The following is a 16,637-nucleotide window of genomic DNA, read 5'->3' as shown; positions in this document are numbered from 1 at the left end:
GGCGCTCCCGGCCATTGCAGTGGCTAATTTACGTAAAGAAATTGACGGACACGTCAAAAAATCTGGTTAATAAAATTTTTTTCGAACTTGGCGGCATTTCAGCGGTACTTTTGGGTTTTCATTCCAAACATTGCAGAAGCTGTATCAATCCGACAACAGTGGCACTTTTCGCCGGCAGGCCCCTTGTACGACAACAATCCACAGGCTGAGACGCCTAAAATCTGCTGGTTCGGGACCGAATCGCATGAGGCAGCAGTAAAAAAGACGCACCCCGCAAAGGGCGCGTCTTTGAAATAACTTACCAAAATGGGTCGGGGAAATTTACCCGGCTTCGCTCACCCTGGAAAGAGCGGTCGTCAGGCTGCCGATCTGACCCTTCAGTTCCTCAAGGCGCTCGCGTTCGGCCTCGACCACTTCGGGATTGGCATTGGCGACGAACTTCTCGTTGGAGAGCTTGCCGTCGATCCGGGAGATCTCGCCTTCCATCTTGGCAATCGCCTTTTCGAGCCGAGCCTTTTCGGCGGAAAGGTCGATCAGCTTGCCGAGCGGCAGGCAGATGGTGGCCTCGGCGACAACGATCTGTGCGGCACCCTTCGGCGCGTCCTCCGCCAGCGATATCGCCTCGACGCGCGCAAGCCGCTTGATGGCCGCGTCGTGGCGGAACAGCCTTTCACGCGTCAGGCTGTTGGCCTTGACGACGACGAGCGGGGCTGTCGCCGACGGCGGCACGTTCATTTCAGCGCGCACCGAGCGGATGCCGGAGACGAGGTCGATCAGCCAGTTGATCTCGTCGGCGGCGCCGTCGTCGGCATAGGAGGGCGCAGGCCATTCGGCGTGGCAGACCAGTGTGTCGCGCTCTTTGCCATCGCCTGCGGTATGGGCCCAAAGCTCTTCGGTCATGAAGGGCATGAAGGGATGCAGCAGCTTGTAGATCTCTTCGAGAATATAGGCGCTGCAGGCCTGGGCTTCAGCCTTGGCGCCCTCGTCCTCGCCGTTGAAGACCGGCTTCAAGAGTTCGAGATACCAGTCGCAGACCTCGTTCCAGACGAAGCGATAGAGCGCACCGGCGGCATCGTTGAAGCGGAAGGCTTCGAGTGCTTCCGTAACGTCACGTTCCGTACGGGCAAGTTCCGTCAGGATCCAGCGGTTGATGGTGAGCTCGGCCGCCTCCGGCACGAAATGCGGATCGCTCTTCGCCCCGTTCATCTCGGCAAAACGCGTGGCGTTCCAGAGCTTGGTGCCGAAATTACGGTAGCCGGCGATGCGGGCCGGATCGAGTTTCACGTCGCGGCCCTGCGCGGCCATGATCGCCAAGGTGAAGCGCAGCGCGTCGGCGCCGTATTCGTCGATCAGTTCCAGGGGATCGATGACGTTGCCCTTCGACTTCGACATCTTCTGCCCGTTCTTGTCGCGCACCAGCGCGTGGACATAGACGGTCTGGAAGGGCTCGACGGGCTGCCCGTCCTCGTCCTTCATGAAGTGCAGGCCCATCATCATCATGCGGGCGACCCAGAAGAAGATGATGTCGAAACCGGTGACGAGAACGTTGGTCGGGTAATAACGTGCCAGCTCCGGCGTCTCGTCCGGCCAGCCGAGCGTCGAGAAGGGCCAGAGCGCGGAGGAGAACCATGTGTCGAGCACGTCCTCGTCCCGCGTCAGGATCTCGCCCGGCTTGAAGTTTTCGAGCAGGTCCTCGACATAGGCCTTCATCGGCCCCTCATGCGAGAGGTAATGCTGGATCGCCGCCTGCAGCGCCTCTTCCTCGGTCTTTTCGACGAAGACCTGGCCGTCCGGGCCATACCAAGCGGGAATCTGGTGACCCCACCAGAGCTGACGGGAGACGCACCAGGGCTGGATGTTTTCCATCCATTCGTAATAGGTCTTGTCCCAGCTCTTCGGCACCATCCTGGTGCGGCCTTCGCGGACCGAGGCGATCGCCGGCTCGGCGAGCGTCTTGGCATCGACATACCATTGTTCGGTCAGCCGCGGCTCGATCGGCACGCCGCCGCGGTCGCCATGCGGGACCATGTGCTTGTGTGGCTCGATCTTGTCGAGAAGGTCGGCCTCTTCGAAAATCTCGACGATGACCTTGCGCGCATAGAAACGGTCCTGCCCTTCCAGGCGATCCCAGGCGCCATGCAGCGCCGCCGGATTGTCGAGGCCTTCGAGAAAATCCTCATTGTCCTTGATGGTGATCGTGCCGTCGATATTCAGGATGTTGATCGCGCGCAGGCCAGCCCGTTTGCCGACGTCGAAGTCGTTGAAGTCATGCGCAGGCGTGATCTTGACGGCACCGGTACCGGCGGTCGGATCGGCGTAGCCGTCAGCAACGACCGGAATGCGGCGGCCGACGATCGGCAAGATGACGTGCTTGCCGATGATCGACTTGTAACGCTCGTCCTCCGGATTGACGGCAACACCGGTATCACCCAGCATCGTCTCCGGTCGCGTGGTCGCAACGACCATATAGTCGCGCGTTTCCCATTCGGTCGGCTTGCCTTCCTCGTCGAAAGCGATCGGGTACTGGTAGGTAACGCCCGGCTCCAGCGGATAACGAAGATGCCAGAGATTGCCCTTGATCTCGTGCTGTTCGACTTCAAGGTCGGAGATCGCCGTCAGGAGCTTCGGATCCCAGTTGACCAGACGCTTGTCCTTGTAGATCAGCCCTTCCTTGTAGAGCGTGACGAAAACCTCGAGAACGGCCTTCGACAGGCCCTCGTCCATGGTGAAACGTTCGCGCGACCAGTCGCAGGATGCACCCAGACGTTTCAGCTGGTTGAAGATCAGTCCGCCCGATTCGGCCTTCCATTCCCAGACCTTGTCGATGAAGGCGTCGCGGCCCATGTCGCGGCGGCCCGGCAGCTGCTGTTCCATCAGCTTGCGCTCGACGACCATCTGCGTGGCGATGCCGGCATGGTCCATGCCCGGCTGCCAGAGCACGTCCTTGCCGCGCATGCGCTCGAAACGGACCAGGATATCCTGCAGCGTATTGTTCAGCGCATGGCCCATATGCAGCGAACCGGTGACATTCGGCGGTGGGATCACGATGGTGAAGGTCTCGGCCCCGGGCTTGGCGTTCGCGCCGGCGCGGAAAGCGTCCGCCTCATCCCATTTCGCGGCGATTTTTGGTTCGACGGCGGCGGAATCATAGGTCTTGTCGAGCATTTTCTGACCAATTTCGAGGTTCGAGGATGGAGGTTGTAAATAGGATGGCCACGGGCAAGTCAATAAAAAAGCCGCCCCGGAGACCGGAGCGGCTTTTCAGGAAAAAGCAATCCGATCAGCGGCGCGGGCCGCGTGCCACGCGCTCAATTTCTTCGCGCACCAACCGCTCGACCAGTGTCGGCAAATTGTCATCAAGCCATTCGCGCAGCATCGGGCGCAGCATGTCCTCGGCGATTTCGTCCAGCGAGCGGCGTTCAGCACCGTCGATCGCGGCGGCGAGCTCCTCGAAGGAACGGCTGATCTGCAGGCCGGCATCTTCCGAAAGCAGCGCCGGCTGGACCTCGTCCATAACGCTCGGCAGGAAACGCTCGACCGACGACTGAGCAGGCTCCATAGCCGGCGGCGCTGTTTCGACGGCAGGCGCCGGCTCGGCGACGGCCACCCCAGGCGCTTCCGTCAGCACCGGCTCGGCCGGCTGCTGGATCGGAGCATGCTGAGCAGGCGCTGCGGCAGCCGGGAAAAAGGGCTGTGAGGGTTGCGGTTGGGGTTGTGGCGCCACGGCGCGCGGCGGCTCCGGTATTGCGGCCGGTTGCGGTTCGGGCTGACGGAAGCCGCTCGGAATTTCGCGCAGTGCCTGACCGGCCTGCACGGCGCTGCGCTCGGAGGCGGCGCGCACGCGGGCGGCGACATCGGCAAGCGACAGCGCGCGGGCCGGCACTTCCGCTTCGGGGGTGCCGGCCGAATTGGCGGCGACAAAACGCGGATCGGAAGAGCGCATGACCGGTTCGGGGAATTCCACACCGGCATAGGTGTCGTCGACCGTCAAATGGATTTCGGAGCTGTTCTCATCCTCGTCGGCGCCGTAGACCGGCGGCAGGGATGGGGAAATCGCCTTGCCGGCGCCGGGCTCATTGCTTTCGATAATCTGGCGGATGGAGGCCAGAATTTCTTCCATGGACGGTTCACGCGCTACACTTGGCTGAGCCATATCTATCCCCGTTATTCCAAAACAACGACCGGATGGTGTGGAGCATTCATCCGAATCACCACGACCTTAGAATACCCCAGGCGGGAAAAAAATCATCGCGAATCAAATGAATGCGGCCATGCACAGTTTTGTTACCCAATGTTTGCCACCCGCAAAGCCTGCCGTGATTTTGTGGCGGCGTCAGGATAAATTATGTTTGTGAAGGCTTTCCAGCGGCGCTCATAAAAAACGGGCGCCGATGGCGCCCGTCGTTGAATTTCGTCGACAAGAACGATGTCAGAAAACGAATTCGCGCGCCTTGGCGAAACCCGGCAGCGGCTTGACCGAGGCATTGAAGAAGACGTTTTCCGAAACCGCGCCGCGTTCGGCGACGAAGACCTTGGCGCGGGCGGCATTGCCGTAACCCTCGACCGTGATCAGGCGGCCACCATCGCGCAGTTGACCGAGAAGGGCTGCTGGAACTTCCTCGACGGCGCCGTTGACGAAAATCAGATCATAGGGAGCGCCGGCAGCGTAACCTTTTTCGAGCGGGCCGGTGACGACCTCGACTTTGGCATAGTCGGCAAGCTTGGCCTTCGCCTCGGCGGCCAGCGTCTCGTCGCATTCGAGCGCGATGACGGAGCCGGCAACCATTGACAGCAGCGCCGAGGTGTAACCTGTGCCGCAACCGACTTCGAGGACGAAATCATCCTTGGTGATCGCGGCGAGTTGCAGCAGCTTGGCGAGCGGAGACGCCTCCATCAGGAATCGGGCCGGCTTTCCCGGTGCGGCGGCTGATATTTCGACATCGTTGTCGATATAGGCCAACAGCTTCGCCTTCTCCGGCACGAAAGCCTCACGCGGCACCGTGAGAAGCGCCATCAGCACGGAATGGGAGGTAACGTCCGTGGTGCGAACCTGAGTGTCGACCATCTTTACGCGCGCTGCTTCGAAATCCATCATGTCCTCTCGCTCTTTGAAAAGCGGTTCCTGTCCTTCGTCTCTTAATCCCCGCCACGGATGCTTTCAAGGCTTGGCAGCCGCCGGCGAAAAGAATCCGGCAGACGCCTCTTCCGCGCCACAGGAGACGGAGTGGACGCTGCAACTCCAGCGTGGAAGCTTCTGCCCCTTCATGATATGATCTGCAACGGAGGAAATGGGAGGAGCAGGCCATGTCTGCGATTTTCGAATATTTCACGCTGTTCGATTTCTTCATCCTCGCAGCGCTTGTCGGCATATTCTGCTGCGGGCTGCTGGACGGCGAAACGACCTGGAGGCGATAGCGCGCCGAACTACGCTCGGCGATCTCCCCCGCATCGCGTCTGCGGCAACCTCACGCTGGCGGACGCAGTTTTGACATGCGCTCCATTCCACTTGAAATAGCGGCGCGACCGCAGGTGCGCGCATTTTTCCAACAGTTCCAACCCTTTGCGACCGCACGCACATTAACGTTACGTCAACCATTTTGTTGCAGCGCCCTCACCTTCCGCTATGGGTGCGCGCATGCAAACCTTCCTGATCCAATCGCGCGGTATAGAAGCGCTTCACTACAACGCTGATGCCCGGCTGTTGCTGATCAAATACAGCAGCGGCGACATTCGCAGTTTCACCCGCATTTCGCCGCAGGGCATGCGACGGCTGCTCGGCGACGGCCCTGAAATCGATGACCGGTCTGAATTGAGCGATCTGCAATATCAGGCGGAAATCCGCAAAGGCGGCCTGAAGGCGCTCTACCGCCTCACCGGAATCAATCCGTCACAGTTCGATTTTTCGCCTGGCCAGCGGGTCTGGTAGCATTTGCGCCTGAAGCGCCCATGCAGCGCCCATCGTTTGGGCGCATTTCAGACGGGTTTGTCATGTGGGAAGATGTTGGAGGCCTCGCCCGGAATTGAACCGGGGTACAAGGATTTGCAGTCCTCTGCGTCACCACTCCGCCACGAGGCCTCACGCGCTCGTTATCTGAGCCGTGGCGAGCGTTTAGAATGATCGTAAGGAAATCGCAAGAGGGCATTTCGGAAAAACGCCATTCCACCTCTACCGAAAAGGGCATTTTCCGATCCCGGAACGGCACGGGTGCAGGCTGGAATTTCCATGACCGTCGCGATGCCCCATTTCCTGCCAATGATTGCATTTGAAACAAATTGGCAGCTTGACTTCGATCGCCGTCCAGGCCTCAATTATCCTCGGGAGGGTAAGGAGCTGCGATGGATTGGGCTGCCCTCAAATCTAAGCATATGCATGCCGCATACGATGCCGAAACCAGGGATCTCCATGTAAAGTTTCCCGGTTCTACGCCGGTGAAACACGCGAATATCCCACCGCACGTCTATCGGAACCTGCTGGAAACGGATGATCCGCACTTCTATTATAAATATTATATAGCGCCGTCTCGCGTATCACAGGGCCGTCGGCAACCGGTTTCCGTGGCGTCTTACACCATGAAGCTCGTCCTCCTCCTTGCCGCCTGCAGCCTGTTGATGGCGACCAGCCTCGACCCGGACCATGGCGGAGTTTTCGAGGAAAGCGAACTCAGATCCAACTAGACCCGAATTTGCATAGGCGGCACGCCCAGTTCCATCACAGGGCCGGCGGCAAGGCGGTTGGCTGTGGGGGCGAAATTGTCGCTTCTGTTCTGAGAACGATAACGACGATTGTTCCGGTCGCGGTCATTGTCGCCATTGCGCTCGTTGCGACCGTTGAAGTTGCGATAGTTGCGAGGTCCGCTATAGCCACCCTGGCCATGATCGACCACGCAGCCTTCGGGCCGGCGGCAGATGCCGCGGGCGTCGAAACCGCCGCTGTCGACACTCTGGGCCTCGGCGGGAGCGCCGGAGAGCATGCTCGCCGCGGACAGGACAACCACAAAAAATAGCTTCATTTCGTCACCTGGGCCATTGTGGCGCACTTACACTTCATAAACCACAAATGCGAAAAGCGCTCCACCGTTCCACGGGGGCGGCCGTCAGCCAGCTGGTTTCCCCCGCCTGTGCCACCAGACCGCCAGCCGACGCCGAAGCCGGCGCGCAAACGGCAGATCGTGCGAGAGCACGATGAAGCCAAGCGGCAGCATCCAGAAGCCGAGGATGGGCAGGAAGCCCAGGAACCCGCACAAGATGAGAGCTACGCCGAGCCCCATCCGCGCGATGCGCGAGCGCGGCAAGCCGATGCTGAAGGAGCCGAGCACAAGCCTGCCGCTGGCATGATCGATGCCGAAGCGCCTTGCCCGCGCCTCGCGCTTTTCGCCGCCCCTCGTCTCTCTGCGATCATTCCCTTTTGTCATTCCCCAGAGATGGGCGCAGGCAACCCAAATACAAGTTCATTTCATTTTTTTGAAAAAACCGCTTGGCAAATCGGGAAAGCGTTTGTATTAGCCCACTCACACCGCGCCAAGCAGTGATCCCTGGTAGCTCAGCGGTAGAGCATTCGACTGTTAATCGACAGGTCGCCGGTTCGAATCCGGCCCGGGGAGCCATTTTTTCAAGCAATCTTCTGTTTCGTTGATGAATCCGAAAGCAGGCGTTTTCTTCCCCCTCGGCGGACAACGCGCTTTTTACGACGGGTAGGCATTCGCTGGCCAACCAACCGCCGGCGGTGTAAAGCAAACGCCATGGCGTTAGATCCCGAAAAAGCATTTTTAGATTACAGTGCGGCGGACTGCAGCGTGCAGTTCTGGACCGCCAACGCACCGGCCGTGCAATTCACATCTTTGGAAGCCGCCGTCAGGTTCGCAAAAGACCATGGCGGCAGGTGGGAAGAGATTGAGATAACAGTCCATCTGCCGCGCGAGGACATCGCGTTCGCGACCGGAAAAGTGCATCAACTCATTGACGCTTTGCCAGGTGATCTCCGGAAAAAACGGTAATGGGATGGATGGGCCGTCGAAGGACAATCCGGCGCGGCCAGCCTCGGGATCTGCCACAAGCTCTCGTGCCGTTCATCGTCCGCAATCCAGTCGGCGTCAAATCGGTCGAGCTCTCCGATCGCCATGGCGATAGGAATCGGAATAGGCGGCGCATTCGGCCCGATACTGTTCGATGACGCTGCGATCGGCGCTGCCGTTGCGGCTGTCACTAAACGGAATGACCGCTTACGCAGCACCTCTCTCGCAAGCGACAAAGAGGCGGCTATCTCTAATAGCTACACGAACGGCCGTCACCGGGACGGAAGCCATCCGCACAGGCCCGGTTCATTGAATCGCCCGGCTGATATCCTGATGCCGTGCCATATGAATTCGGCGGCGTCGAGCAGGCCGAGGCCATGACGGCAAGACTGATTGCGCCGGCTGCGACAAATGCCCGATATCTGTTCATCGATGCTTCTCCCGTTTAGGCCGTGACCGAGCGATGAAAGCCGCTGCTCTCCCTTCCAGATCACCTTTCGCCTGAAGATATAGGGGCGCTGCCCGGCTTGCGTTAGTTCCGAATGCGGAAGATTCTTGTCGCTTCCTATCAGCATCGTCGATGACCAAGCCGGCCGGGAACAAAGACCGTGGTTCAAAGTTGAGTGGCATCAACCACGTAACGTCAGGTTCTGACAGGAGGTCTTTCATGGGTCGCGGTATTTTGCTTTGGCTGCTTGGTGTTCCACTGCCGATCATCATCCTTCTTGCTCTGTTTATGCGATAGGAACAGATCATGTCGGTTTCAATGACAGGTGCCGGAGAGATTGCTACTCCGGTCGAATCCTCCAAATCCGCCATGGCATGGGGGCCTATCTTCGGCGGCGCCGCTGCGGCCATCGGAGTGACCCTCATTCTGTTGCTGCTTGGATCCGGGGTCGGGTTGACGATGGTGTCGCCCTGGTCGGGCCAAAGCAGTTCGCTCGGCACCGTGGGGGTCACGGCAGCGATCTGGCTCGTTGTCGTGCAATGGCTCTCCTCCGGGCTCGGCGGCTATATCACCGGGCGGCTGCGAACCAAGTGGGCGGCCGTCCACACTGACGAGGTGTTCTTCCGTGACACGGCGCATGGCTTCATAAGCTGGGCGCTGGCGACGATCTTCGTCGCCGGATTTCTCGCCTCGTCGCTGACTTCGCTTGCCGGTGCGGGCGCACAAGCCGTGAGTTCGGCCGCCACTGCCGCCGGTACTGCAGCAGCATCGTCGACTTCATCGCCTGTCGATCTCTCCACCGCCTATTTTACCGACGCATTGCTGCGTCCTGAACAGGCCCGAGCAGGCGCGACATCCGATGATACTGCGGCAACGGCTGAGGTCTCCCGCATTCTCCTCAACGGTGCCGCCGCCGGCCAGATCCCGGATGACGACAAGGCCTATCTTGCCACGATCGTCGCTGCGCGCACCGGCCTTTCCGAAGCCGATGCACGCACCCGCGTCGACACCGTCCTGAAGCGCATTGAAGACGCCAAGGTCGCCGCCCAGAAAGCCGCCGATGAGGCACGCAAGGCGGCCTCCACGACGGCCTTGCTCGGCTCGTTGTCACTTCTGATCGGGGCTTTCATCGCCGCGGCCGCTGCAGCTTTCGGCGGATCGCAACGCGACGAAGAGGAAGATCTTATCGTTACCTCCCGAACCTAGGGGCAGACGAAACGGGGACGCGAGGTCGAAAGGCTCCGCGTCCCAATTTTATCTGGGGCTATCCCTGCCTCGTGTGGCTGGTTCTCGGCCGCAGTGAAGCGGCTTCTCTCCTCAGTGGCGGTTTATTTCGCATAAAGCGGAACATGTGGCCATTGTGGAGCTTCGGTTAGGTCACACCCTTTCCGGAGAATAGAGATGGCCAAGAACACGTCCAAAACCTCGCCCTCGGACAATGCAACGATCCATGATCAGAAGCTGCACCGCGGCGCAGGCGGCGAGCTTCATCAGTTTGCCGAAGACGGCAAGCCTGTGCTGACCACCGCTCAAGGCGGCCCCGTGTCCGACGATCAGAATACGCTTCGCGTCGGCTCCCGCGGCCCTGCCCTCATCGATGACTTCCACTTCCGCGAGAAGATCTTTCATTTCGACCACGAGCGCATCCCCGAACGGGTCGTCCATGCCCGCGGTTACGGCGCCCATGGCTACTTCGAAACATACGCATCCCTGGCCGCCTATACCCGGGCCGATCTTTTCCAGCGGCCCGGCGAAAAAACACCGGCTTTCGTGCGGTTTTCGACCGTCGCCGGCAGCAAGGGTTCGTTTGATCTGGCGCGCGACGTGCGCGGTTTTGCTGTGAAGATCTACACCCAGCAGGGAAATTGGGATCTGGTCGGCAATAATATCCCGGTCTTCTTTATTCAGGATGCAATCAAGTTTCCCGACATCATCCATTCGGTAAAGCCGGAGCCCGACAAGGAATTTCCGCAGGCGCAGTCGGCGCATGACAATTTCTGGGATTTCATCACGCTGACGCCCGAAAGCATGCACATGATCATGTGGGTGATGTCGGACCGCGCCATTCCACGATCCTTCCGCTTCATGGAGGGTTTCGGCGTGCATACCTTCCGCTTCGTCAATGCAGCGGATGAGTCGACCTTCGTCAAATTTCATTGGAAACCGAAACTCGGTCTGCAGTCCGTCGCCTGGAACGAAGCAGTCAAGATCAATGGTGCCGATCCGGATTTCCATCGCCGCGACCTCTGGCAGTCGATCCAGTCGGGAGCCTTCCCGGAATGGGAACTCTGCGTGCAGCTCTTCGATCAGGACTTCGCCGACACGTTCGACTTCGACATCCTCGATCCAACGAAGATCATTCCGGAGGAGATCCTTCCGGTCAAAGCGATCGGCCGTCTCGTTCTCGACCGAATGCCGGAGAACTTTTTTGCGGAGACCGAACAGGTCGCCTTCATGACGCAGAATGTTCCTCCCGGCATCGACTTCAGCAACGATCCGCTTCTGCAGGGACGGAACTTCTCCTATCTCGACACGCAGCTGAAACGTCTGGGTGGTCCGAATTTCACACATCTGCCGATCAACGCGCCGAAGTGTCCCTTCCACAATTTTCAGCAGGATGGCCATATGGCGATGCGCAATCCTGTCGGGCGCGTCAATTACCAGCCGAACTCCTGGAATCAGGGGCCACGGGAATCGCCGGTGCAGGGCTATCGCCACTTCCCCGCCGAGGAACAGGGTCCCAAGGTTCGGCTGCGGCCGGAAAGCTTTGCCGATCATTACAGCCAGGCCCGGCAGTTCTACATCAGCCAGACCCCGCCGGAGCAACGCCATATTGCCGCGGCGCTGATCTTCGAACTGAGCAAGGTCGAAACGCCGGTCATTCGCGAGCGCATGGTCTCGCATCTGATGAACATCGATGAGACTCTGGCCAGCAAGGTCGGCCACGCCCTCGGATTCAAGTCGATGCCGAAGCCTGCCGACGCGGCCATGCCGACCCGGCAGGATCTCGAGCCGTCGCCGGCGCTCAGCATTATCGAGCGCGGCCCGGGTCGGTTCGAAGGACGCAAGCTCGGCATTCTTGTCAGCGACGGCAGCGATGCCGCTGTCTTCAAGGCGCTGCTTGCCGAGATCACCGAGCAGAAGGCAACATTCGAAGTGATCGCGCCGAAGATCGGCGGCGTGACGCTCTCGGACGGCAATTGGATCGAGGCGCATCAGATGATCGACGGCGGACCTTCGGTGCTTTACGACGCCGTCGCCCTCCTCCCCTCGGCCGAGGGAACCGGCGATCTGCTGAAGGAGGCAACGGCCCGCGATTTCGTGGCGGATGCCTTCGTGCACTGCAAGTTCATCGGCTATGTGGAGACAGCGCTGCCGCTGATGCAAAAAGCCGGCATTGCCGATTCTCTGGATGAGGGCGTGATTGCACTCGGAGCGGCGAAGGATGTCAGCGCCTTTATCAAGGCGCTTGGCAAACTGCGGGTCTGGGGTCGGGAGCCATCGGTCAAATTGAATTGACCGTCTCGTCGTCATGTTCGTAACGTAAAACCCGTGGAAACGCGGGTTTTAGGTCGTTTGCAGCGTCTATTTATCAGCCCGGGCGATGGAAGCTGTCCCGATCTGCTCTATTTTCCTTTTACGCGCTGTGGAGAGCCGTATGCACTGGCGCTTTCGACAGATCTCTGACTTGGCCGTCTCATGGGCAGGGCATCGTGTGGTCCCGGTCATGCTGATCGCGTTCATAGCTCTATGGGCGGCAGTGGGTCTCAGCATTTCCTTCCCACGGCAGTGGTTTCTGCTGACCAACATGCTCGGGACACTCACTATATTTTTCATTTTGCTGCTGGTGCAGCACTCCCAGAATCGGGACATGATGGCACTCCATGCCAAGCTCGATGAGTTGATCCGCTCAAGCAAGGCAGGAAACCACTGGATTGCGGCTGAGAAGAACGACGCCGACGCAATCGAGGGAATGCGCCAGCAACATCACGGCCAAATCTCAGAGAGCGCGAATTAGGCGGACGCTGCCTCTGCGGCAGATTTCTCATCCGCTTTTTCCTCGACGCATTCTGCCTTTTCGGCAAGGGTCTTGCTCATTTCCCTGAGTTCGCCCTCCTCCAGCTTTTCGATACCGACAAATTTGTTGGCGGCCTGGCTCGTCAGGATGAGTTCGTCAAGCTTGGCCTGCAAAGCCTTTCCGTCACGGTTCTGGCTGTTCTGCAACACAAACACCATCAGGAATGTGATGATGGTCGTGGTGGTATTGATGACAAGCTGCCAGGTTTCAGAATAGCCGAAAAACGGGCCTGACACCGCCCAGACGAACACAAGCGCCAGAGCCGCGACAAAGGTGAACGGCTTTCCCGAGAGGTCGGCGACGGCAGTTGCAAAGGAAGAGAAGAAGTTGGGTTTGTTCGACATCTGAAAGGCCTCGTTCAATCGCAGCATCAGTGCTGTCAATCGACAACATCAACTCCATATCCAGGCCGAAGTTCCTCGCGCCGCCGAGGCCGATCAAGTTGGGCGGCCGTCTTTGCTGTGCCAGCAAGCTGCCATCGAATTGGCAGCCTTCACAAGTTGAACCGCCGCCATGAAAAAGCCGGCCCTGGTGAAGGCCGGCTTTCCAAAACTATTCGCAGAAGATCAGATACGCGGGCCGGTCGAATACCGGCCACGTTCGGCATCCACTTCGGCCGGTGTATAGGGGTCAAGCGTATCGTCGAAGCGCTCCCAGCCGTTTTTGGTATAGGATGCGCGCCGCTCGGCAATGTCGACACTTTCGGAGCGGTCGAGAATCGCTCTGGCCGCCATGGCCTTATCATCCTCGACACGGGCTGTGACCAGCGAGCCGCCGCGACGGACGCCTTCGGCGTAGACGTGGGCGTCTTCTTCGGGCACACCCGATTTGACGAGCGCGCCAACCACGCCGCCTGCGGCCCCTCCGACGACTGCGCCGGCAGTTGCTCCGGCCAGCGTTGCGACCAGCCATCCCGCGGCAACGACAGGGCCGACACCCGGAATGGCGATCATGCCAAGACCCGTGAGCAGACCGCCAGCACCGCCTGCGAGAGCGCCGATCCCGGCGCCGGTGCCGGCGCCTTCGGCAGCGTTACTGCCCTGCCCCTCGACGGTGCGGCCATCGCCGGTATTCGAAACGATGCTGATTTCCTTCGATGCAATGCCGGCGGCTTCGAGCTCACCAACGGCCGACTTCGCATCTTCGTAGTTGTCGAACAGTCCTGTTACAGTCTTCATAATGTTATCCTTCGATGTTGAGGAAAGGGTCGGCCGTCACTTGACGACGATGTTGCCCTGGTAATCGAGTGCCACCTGCACCTGCTTGGCATCCTTGGTCGCGGACGCACGCCACACGCCCTGATCGTCAAGCTTGAGACCGGTGACGGCGCTGTAGCCCGCATCCTCAAGCCGCGACTTGGCCTGGTCTTCGGTGAAACTGTTCTTGCCTTGGACAGGCGCGCCCGGGTTGTTGGTATCAGGCGTCGCCACAGCCGGCGTTTCCTGGCTTGTCGTCGGTGTCTGGCTCTGTGCGAGCGAAACGGAGGCCGCCATCAGGAAGGCAGCCGTTGTCAGTAGAATCTTTTTCATTGGTTTCCTCGCGTTCATATCTTCATGGGGAAGATTGCCGCTGATAACCCGGTGCAAGCGGGTATGTTCCCTCGTTTTGCTAAAAGAAAATAAGATATCTGAATAACTTAGCGGGTGCGCTCCTCAGGAGAGCGCGCCCGCCCTTGGAAAGGCTGCCGTTCCAAAAATAAACATTGTGCAGTGCAGCAACCTTTCGTAGGCTGAAGCGTTTAGTCAGGCATCACCGCCATCCCGGCTGCTGATTGGCGGAGAGTTTCATGAGATCTATGTCAGACACCCTTGCACGCCTTGCTGCGCTGCGAGGAACACTTCGCACTCAACCCACGCAGGGCAACTCCGATCTCGTCGCCTTGGACGCGTTTGGCACAAACCCGGGTGCCTTGGGGGGCTACACCTATTTGCCGTCGAAGCGCGGGAAAAACATGGCCCTGGTCGTTGTCCTGCACGGCTGCACCCAGACCGCCGCCGGCTATGATAGCGGATCCGGGTGGTCGCGATTGGCCGAGGACTATGGCTTCGCGCTGTTGTTTCCCGAGCAGCAAAGGGCAAACAATCCAAACCTCTGCTTCAACTGGTTCAACCCGGAGGATATTCGCCGGGATTATGGCGAGGTCTCTTCCATTCGCCAGATGATCGCAAAGGTCGTTGCGGAACATGGTATTGACGGCAGACGTGTGTTTGTGACGGGGCTGTCGGCCGGCGGCGCCATGGCCGCCGCCATGCTCGCGACCTATCCCGAGTTTTTTGCCGGCGGCGCGATCATCGCAGGCCTGCCATACGCAAGTGCCGCGACCATTCCCGAAGCGTTCGACCGGATGCGCGGTCAAGGTGGCCCGACTGGCAAAGAGCTTGAACTGCGGTTGAGAAACGCTTCAAAACACAAAGGCCCGTGGCCGACATTGTCACTCTGGCAGGGGACCGCAGACAGAACCGTCGCCGCATCCAACGCGAATGCGATCATCGAGCAATGGAGACATGTCCACGGCGTCGGCGCATCGCCGGCGCGCATCGAAGATATCGGACAACATCAGCGTCAGGTCTGGACCGATCCGCACGGTAGCGAGGTGATCGAACTCTATACGATTGCCGGCATGGGTCACGGCACGCCACTCGATGTCGGCACCGGCTACGGGGCAAGCGGCCCCTTCATGCTTGACGTCGGAATTTCCTCGACTGTCGAAATTGCCAGGTCCTGGGGTCTCGTTCCCTCGTTTGAGAAACGGCGCGACGCGAGGCCCTCAGCTACTCAACCGGAAAATACCCCGGATCCATTTGGCGCGGGCAGCGACCGTGGCGGTATTCAGAAGGTCATTGAAGATGCCCTCCGGTCCGCCGGGCTGCTGCGCTAGGTATCGATGAGGGTTCCACGACATGTCGCTAATTAAAGTGGAGATTTGTAGACAAGATTAAATACGCGGAATAGGAATGGCGCTCATCGCATATGCCTGTACGGGGAGACACCATGGTTCCGCTTTCGCTTGTTATCGCAACTGCTTGCCGCCGCCGCATGGCGGCAGCCCTTGCCGCCGTGCTTTTTGCACCGGCAGCTTTTGCCGAAGAGATCGTCTTCAAGGATCAGGGAAACCGCGAGGTACGGCTGGCAAAAGCGGCCGAGCGAGTCGTCTCGATCGTCATCCCGATGGCGTCCACCGTCATTGCGCTGGATGGCAGCACCAGGAAGCTCGTCGGCATGAACCCGACGGCGAAGAGTGCCGTGGTCGAAGGGATTCTCGGAAAGATCTTCCCCGAAGCCAAGGATATTCCCTCCGACGTGACGGCGCCGAATTTCGTACCGAATGTCGAGGCGCTGACCGCCGCCAATCCCGACCTCGTGATCCAGTGGGGCGATCGCGGCGCCGATATCGTCGCACCGATCACCAATGCCGGCCTCACCACGATGCTGATCCTCTACGGCACGGAAGAGCTGACCCGCGACTATATGACCATGGCTTCGAAGGCGATCGGCAAGCCCGAGCGGATCGGCGAACTGGTGGAATGGCGCGACCGCGTCCAGAAGGATATCGAAGCCAAGGCGACCGTTATTCCCGATGACAAGAGGCCGAACGTTCTCTATCTCGGCCGCGCGCTCTCCGATATCAGCGCATCGGGCACCAAGGGCAATTACAATGCCTGGTCCATCGCGCTTGCGGGCGGGAAAAACGCCTCTGCCGAACTCAACGGCACGGTCTCGGTGAACAAGGAACAGATCGCGCAATGGAACCCCGACGTCATCTTCCTCAATGCTTTTGAGGCCAAGCTGAACGTCGACTGGGTCTATAAGGATCCGATCCTGTCCCTGACCAATGCCGCCAAATCCAAGCGAGTCTATAGGATGCCGCTCGGCGGCTATCGCTGGGATCCGCCGAACCAGGAATCACCGTTGTCCTGGATGTGGACCGCCAACCTGCTCCATCCCGATATCTTCAAATACGATCTGCGGGCGGAAATGAAGACGGCCTACAAGACGCTTTACAACTACGACCTGACCGACGGCGATATCGACAATATCCTTTGGCTGAAGGATCAGGGCGCCTCCGCCGACTACGCGCAGTTCGAGGCTAGGTAATGTC

The 16,637-nt window shown here is 59.5% G+C and carries 17 protein-coding genes and 2 tRNA genes; 9 read left to right on the top strand and 10 right to left on the bottom strand.

What is annotated here, in order from left to right; genetic code table 11:
- Nucleotides 1-321: 321 nt before the first annotated feature.
- The 3 genes from NE851_RS19530 to NE851_RS19520 form a co-directional block, all read right to left on the bottom strand.
- A complete protein-coding gene (locus tag NE851_RS19530) occupies nt 322-3,165 on the bottom strand; it encodes a valine--tRNA ligase (protein WP_254962269.1) in 2,844 nt (947 codons plus the stop codon).
- 115 nt (nt 3,166-3,280) lie between these two features.
- Nucleotides 3,281-4,153, bottom strand: coding sequence for a DUF2497 domain-containing protein (locus tag NE851_RS19525; RefSeq protein WP_063475453.1), 873 nt, complete (start codon nt 4,151-4,153; stop codon nt 3,281-3,283).
- Nucleotides 4,154-4,429: 276 nt separating this feature from the next.
- Complete coding sequence (locus NE851_RS19520; RefSeq protein WP_174824495.1) at nt 4,430-5,095, bottom strand: protein-L-isoaspartate O-methyltransferase family protein; 666 nt, start codon at nt 5,093-5,095, stop codon at nt 4,430-4,432.
- 528 nt (nt 5,096-5,623) lie between these two features.
- Between NE851_RS19520 and NE851_RS19515 the strand changes: the two genes are divergently transcribed.
- The gene (locus NE851_RS19515; protein WP_097543837.1) at nt 5,624-5,926 is read left to right on the top strand and encodes a hypothetical protein; all 303 of its coding nucleotides are present in this window, start codon (nt 5,624-5,626) and stop codon (nt 5,924-5,926) included.
- Nucleotides 5,927-6,002: 76 nt separating this feature from the next.
- Here NE851_RS19515 and NE851_RS19510 read toward each other — a convergent pair.
- Nucleotides 6,003-6,076 (bottom strand) — tRNA-Cys (locus NE851_RS19510).
- Between the two features lie 260 nt (nt 6,077-6,336).
- Here NE851_RS19510 and NE851_RS19505 point away from each other — a divergent pair.
- Nucleotides 6,337-6,675, top strand: a complete 339-nt coding sequence (locus NE851_RS19505) for a KTSC domain-containing protein (protein ID WP_097543836.1) — start codon at nt 6,337-6,339, stop codon at nt 6,673-6,675.
- Here the strand turns inward: NE851_RS19505 and NE851_RS19500 are convergent.
- Both NE851_RS19500 and NE851_RS19495 read right to left on the bottom strand, forming a co-directional pair.
- On the bottom strand, nt 6,672-7,010 hold the full coding sequence (locus NE851_RS19500) for a hypothetical protein (protein WP_047614762.1): 339 nt from the start codon (nt 7,008-7,010) through the stop codon (nt 6,672-6,674). The genes NE851_RS19505 and NE851_RS19500 overlap by 4 nt on opposite strands.
- 84 nt (nt 7,011-7,094) lie before the next feature.
- Nucleotides 7,095-7,412: a hypothetical protein gene (locus tag NE851_RS19495; protein WP_047614760.1), complete on the bottom strand. Its 318-nt coding sequence runs from the start codon at nt 7,410-7,412 to the stop codon at nt 7,095-7,097.
- A gap of 117 nt (nt 7,413-7,529) precedes the next feature.
- On the opposite strand from NE851_RS19495, the gene NE851_RS19490 reads away from it, so the two are divergent.
- Both NE851_RS19490 and NE851_RS19485 read left to right on the top strand, forming a co-directional pair.
- Nucleotides 7,530-7,604, top strand: a tRNA-Asn gene (locus NE851_RS19490).
- A 135-nt stretch (nt 7,605-7,739) separates the two neighbouring features.
- Nucleotides 7,740-7,994, top strand: a complete 255-nt coding sequence (locus tag NE851_RS19485) for a hypothetical protein (protein ID WP_017991185.1) — start codon at nt 7,740-7,742, stop codon at nt 7,992-7,994.
- A 268-nt stretch (nt 7,995-8,262) separates the two neighbouring features.
- On the opposite strand, the gene NE851_RS19480 is transcribed toward NE851_RS19485, so the two are convergent.
- Nucleotides 8,263-8,442 (bottom strand): hypothetical protein, encoded by a 180-nt coding sequence (locus NE851_RS19480; RefSeq protein WP_254962257.1) that lies wholly within the window; start codon nt 8,440-8,442, stop codon nt 8,263-8,265.
- Between the two features lie 324 nt (nt 8,443-8,766).
- On the opposite strand from NE851_RS19480, the gene NE851_RS19475 reads away from it, so the two are divergent.
- The 3 genes from NE851_RS19475 (at nt 8,767) to NE851_RS19465 (ending at nt 12,478) form a co-directional block, all read left to right on the top strand.
- On the top strand, nt 8,767-9,666 hold the full coding sequence (locus NE851_RS19475) for a hypothetical protein (RefSeq protein ID WP_097543835.1): 900 nt from the start codon (nt 8,767-8,769) through the stop codon (nt 9,664-9,666).
- A gap of 195 nt (nt 9,667-9,861) precedes the next feature.
- Nucleotides 9,862-11,979, top strand: a complete 2,118-nt coding sequence (katE, locus tag NE851_RS19470; protein ID WP_097543834.1) for a catalase — start codon at nt 9,862-9,864, stop codon at nt 11,977-11,979.
- Between the two features lie 139 nt (nt 11,980-12,118).
- Complete coding sequence (locus tag NE851_RS19465; RefSeq protein ID WP_047614753.1) at nt 12,119-12,478, top strand: low affinity iron permease family protein; 360 nt, start codon at nt 12,119-12,121, stop codon at nt 12,476-12,478.
- Here the strand turns inward: NE851_RS19465 and NE851_RS19460 are convergent.
- The 3 genes from NE851_RS19460 to NE851_RS19450 all read right to left on the bottom strand — a co-directional run bounded on the left by NE851_RS19460 (nt 12,475) and on the right by NE851_RS19450 (nt 14,067).
- Nucleotides 12,475-12,882, bottom strand: coding sequence for a low affinity iron permease family protein (locus NE851_RS19460; protein WP_047615366.1), 408 nt, complete (start codon nt 12,880-12,882; stop codon nt 12,475-12,477). The two genes, NE851_RS19465 and NE851_RS19460, sit on opposite strands and share 4 nt — an antisense overlap.
- Before the next feature lie 222 nt (nt 12,883-13,104).
- Nucleotides 13,105-13,716 (bottom strand): general stress protein, encoded by a 612-nt coding sequence (locus tag NE851_RS19455; RefSeq protein ID WP_097543833.1) that lies wholly within the window; start codon nt 13,714-13,716, stop codon nt 13,105-13,107.
- 36 nt (nt 13,717-13,752) lie between these two features.
- Nucleotides 13,753-14,067 (bottom strand): PepSY domain-containing protein, encoded by a 315-nt coding sequence (locus tag NE851_RS19450; protein ID WP_047614749.1) that lies wholly within the window; start codon nt 14,065-14,067, stop codon nt 13,753-13,755.
- A 257-nt stretch (nt 14,068-14,324) separates the two neighbouring features.
- Between NE851_RS19450 and NE851_RS19445 the strand changes: the two genes are divergently transcribed.
- Together NE851_RS19445 and NE851_RS19440 are read left to right on the top strand one after the other, a co-directional pair.
- Nucleotides 14,325-15,416 carry an extracellular catalytic domain type 1 short-chain-length polyhydroxyalkanoate depolymerase gene (locus NE851_RS19445; RefSeq protein ID WP_097543832.1) on the top strand — a complete coding sequence of 364 codons (1,092 nt, stop codon included), beginning with the start codon at nt 14,325-14,327 and terminating at the stop codon, nt 15,414-15,416.
- Nucleotides 15,417-15,529: 113 nt separating this feature from the next.
- A complete protein-coding gene (locus NE851_RS19440) occupies nt 15,530-16,633 on the top strand; it encodes an ABC transporter substrate-binding protein (RefSeq protein WP_174824494.1) in 1,104 nt (367 codons plus the stop codon).
- Nucleotides 16,634-16,637: the final 4 nt, after the last annotated feature.

Source organism: Rhizobium anhuiense bv. trifolii (assembly GCF_024346605.1).
Lineage (GTDB): Bacteria > Pseudomonadota > Alphaproteobacteria > Rhizobiales > Rhizobiaceae > Rhizobium > Rhizobium anhuiense.
Note: the sequence above shows the minus strand (reverse complement) of the source record. Positions and strands in the feature narration are given on the sequence as shown.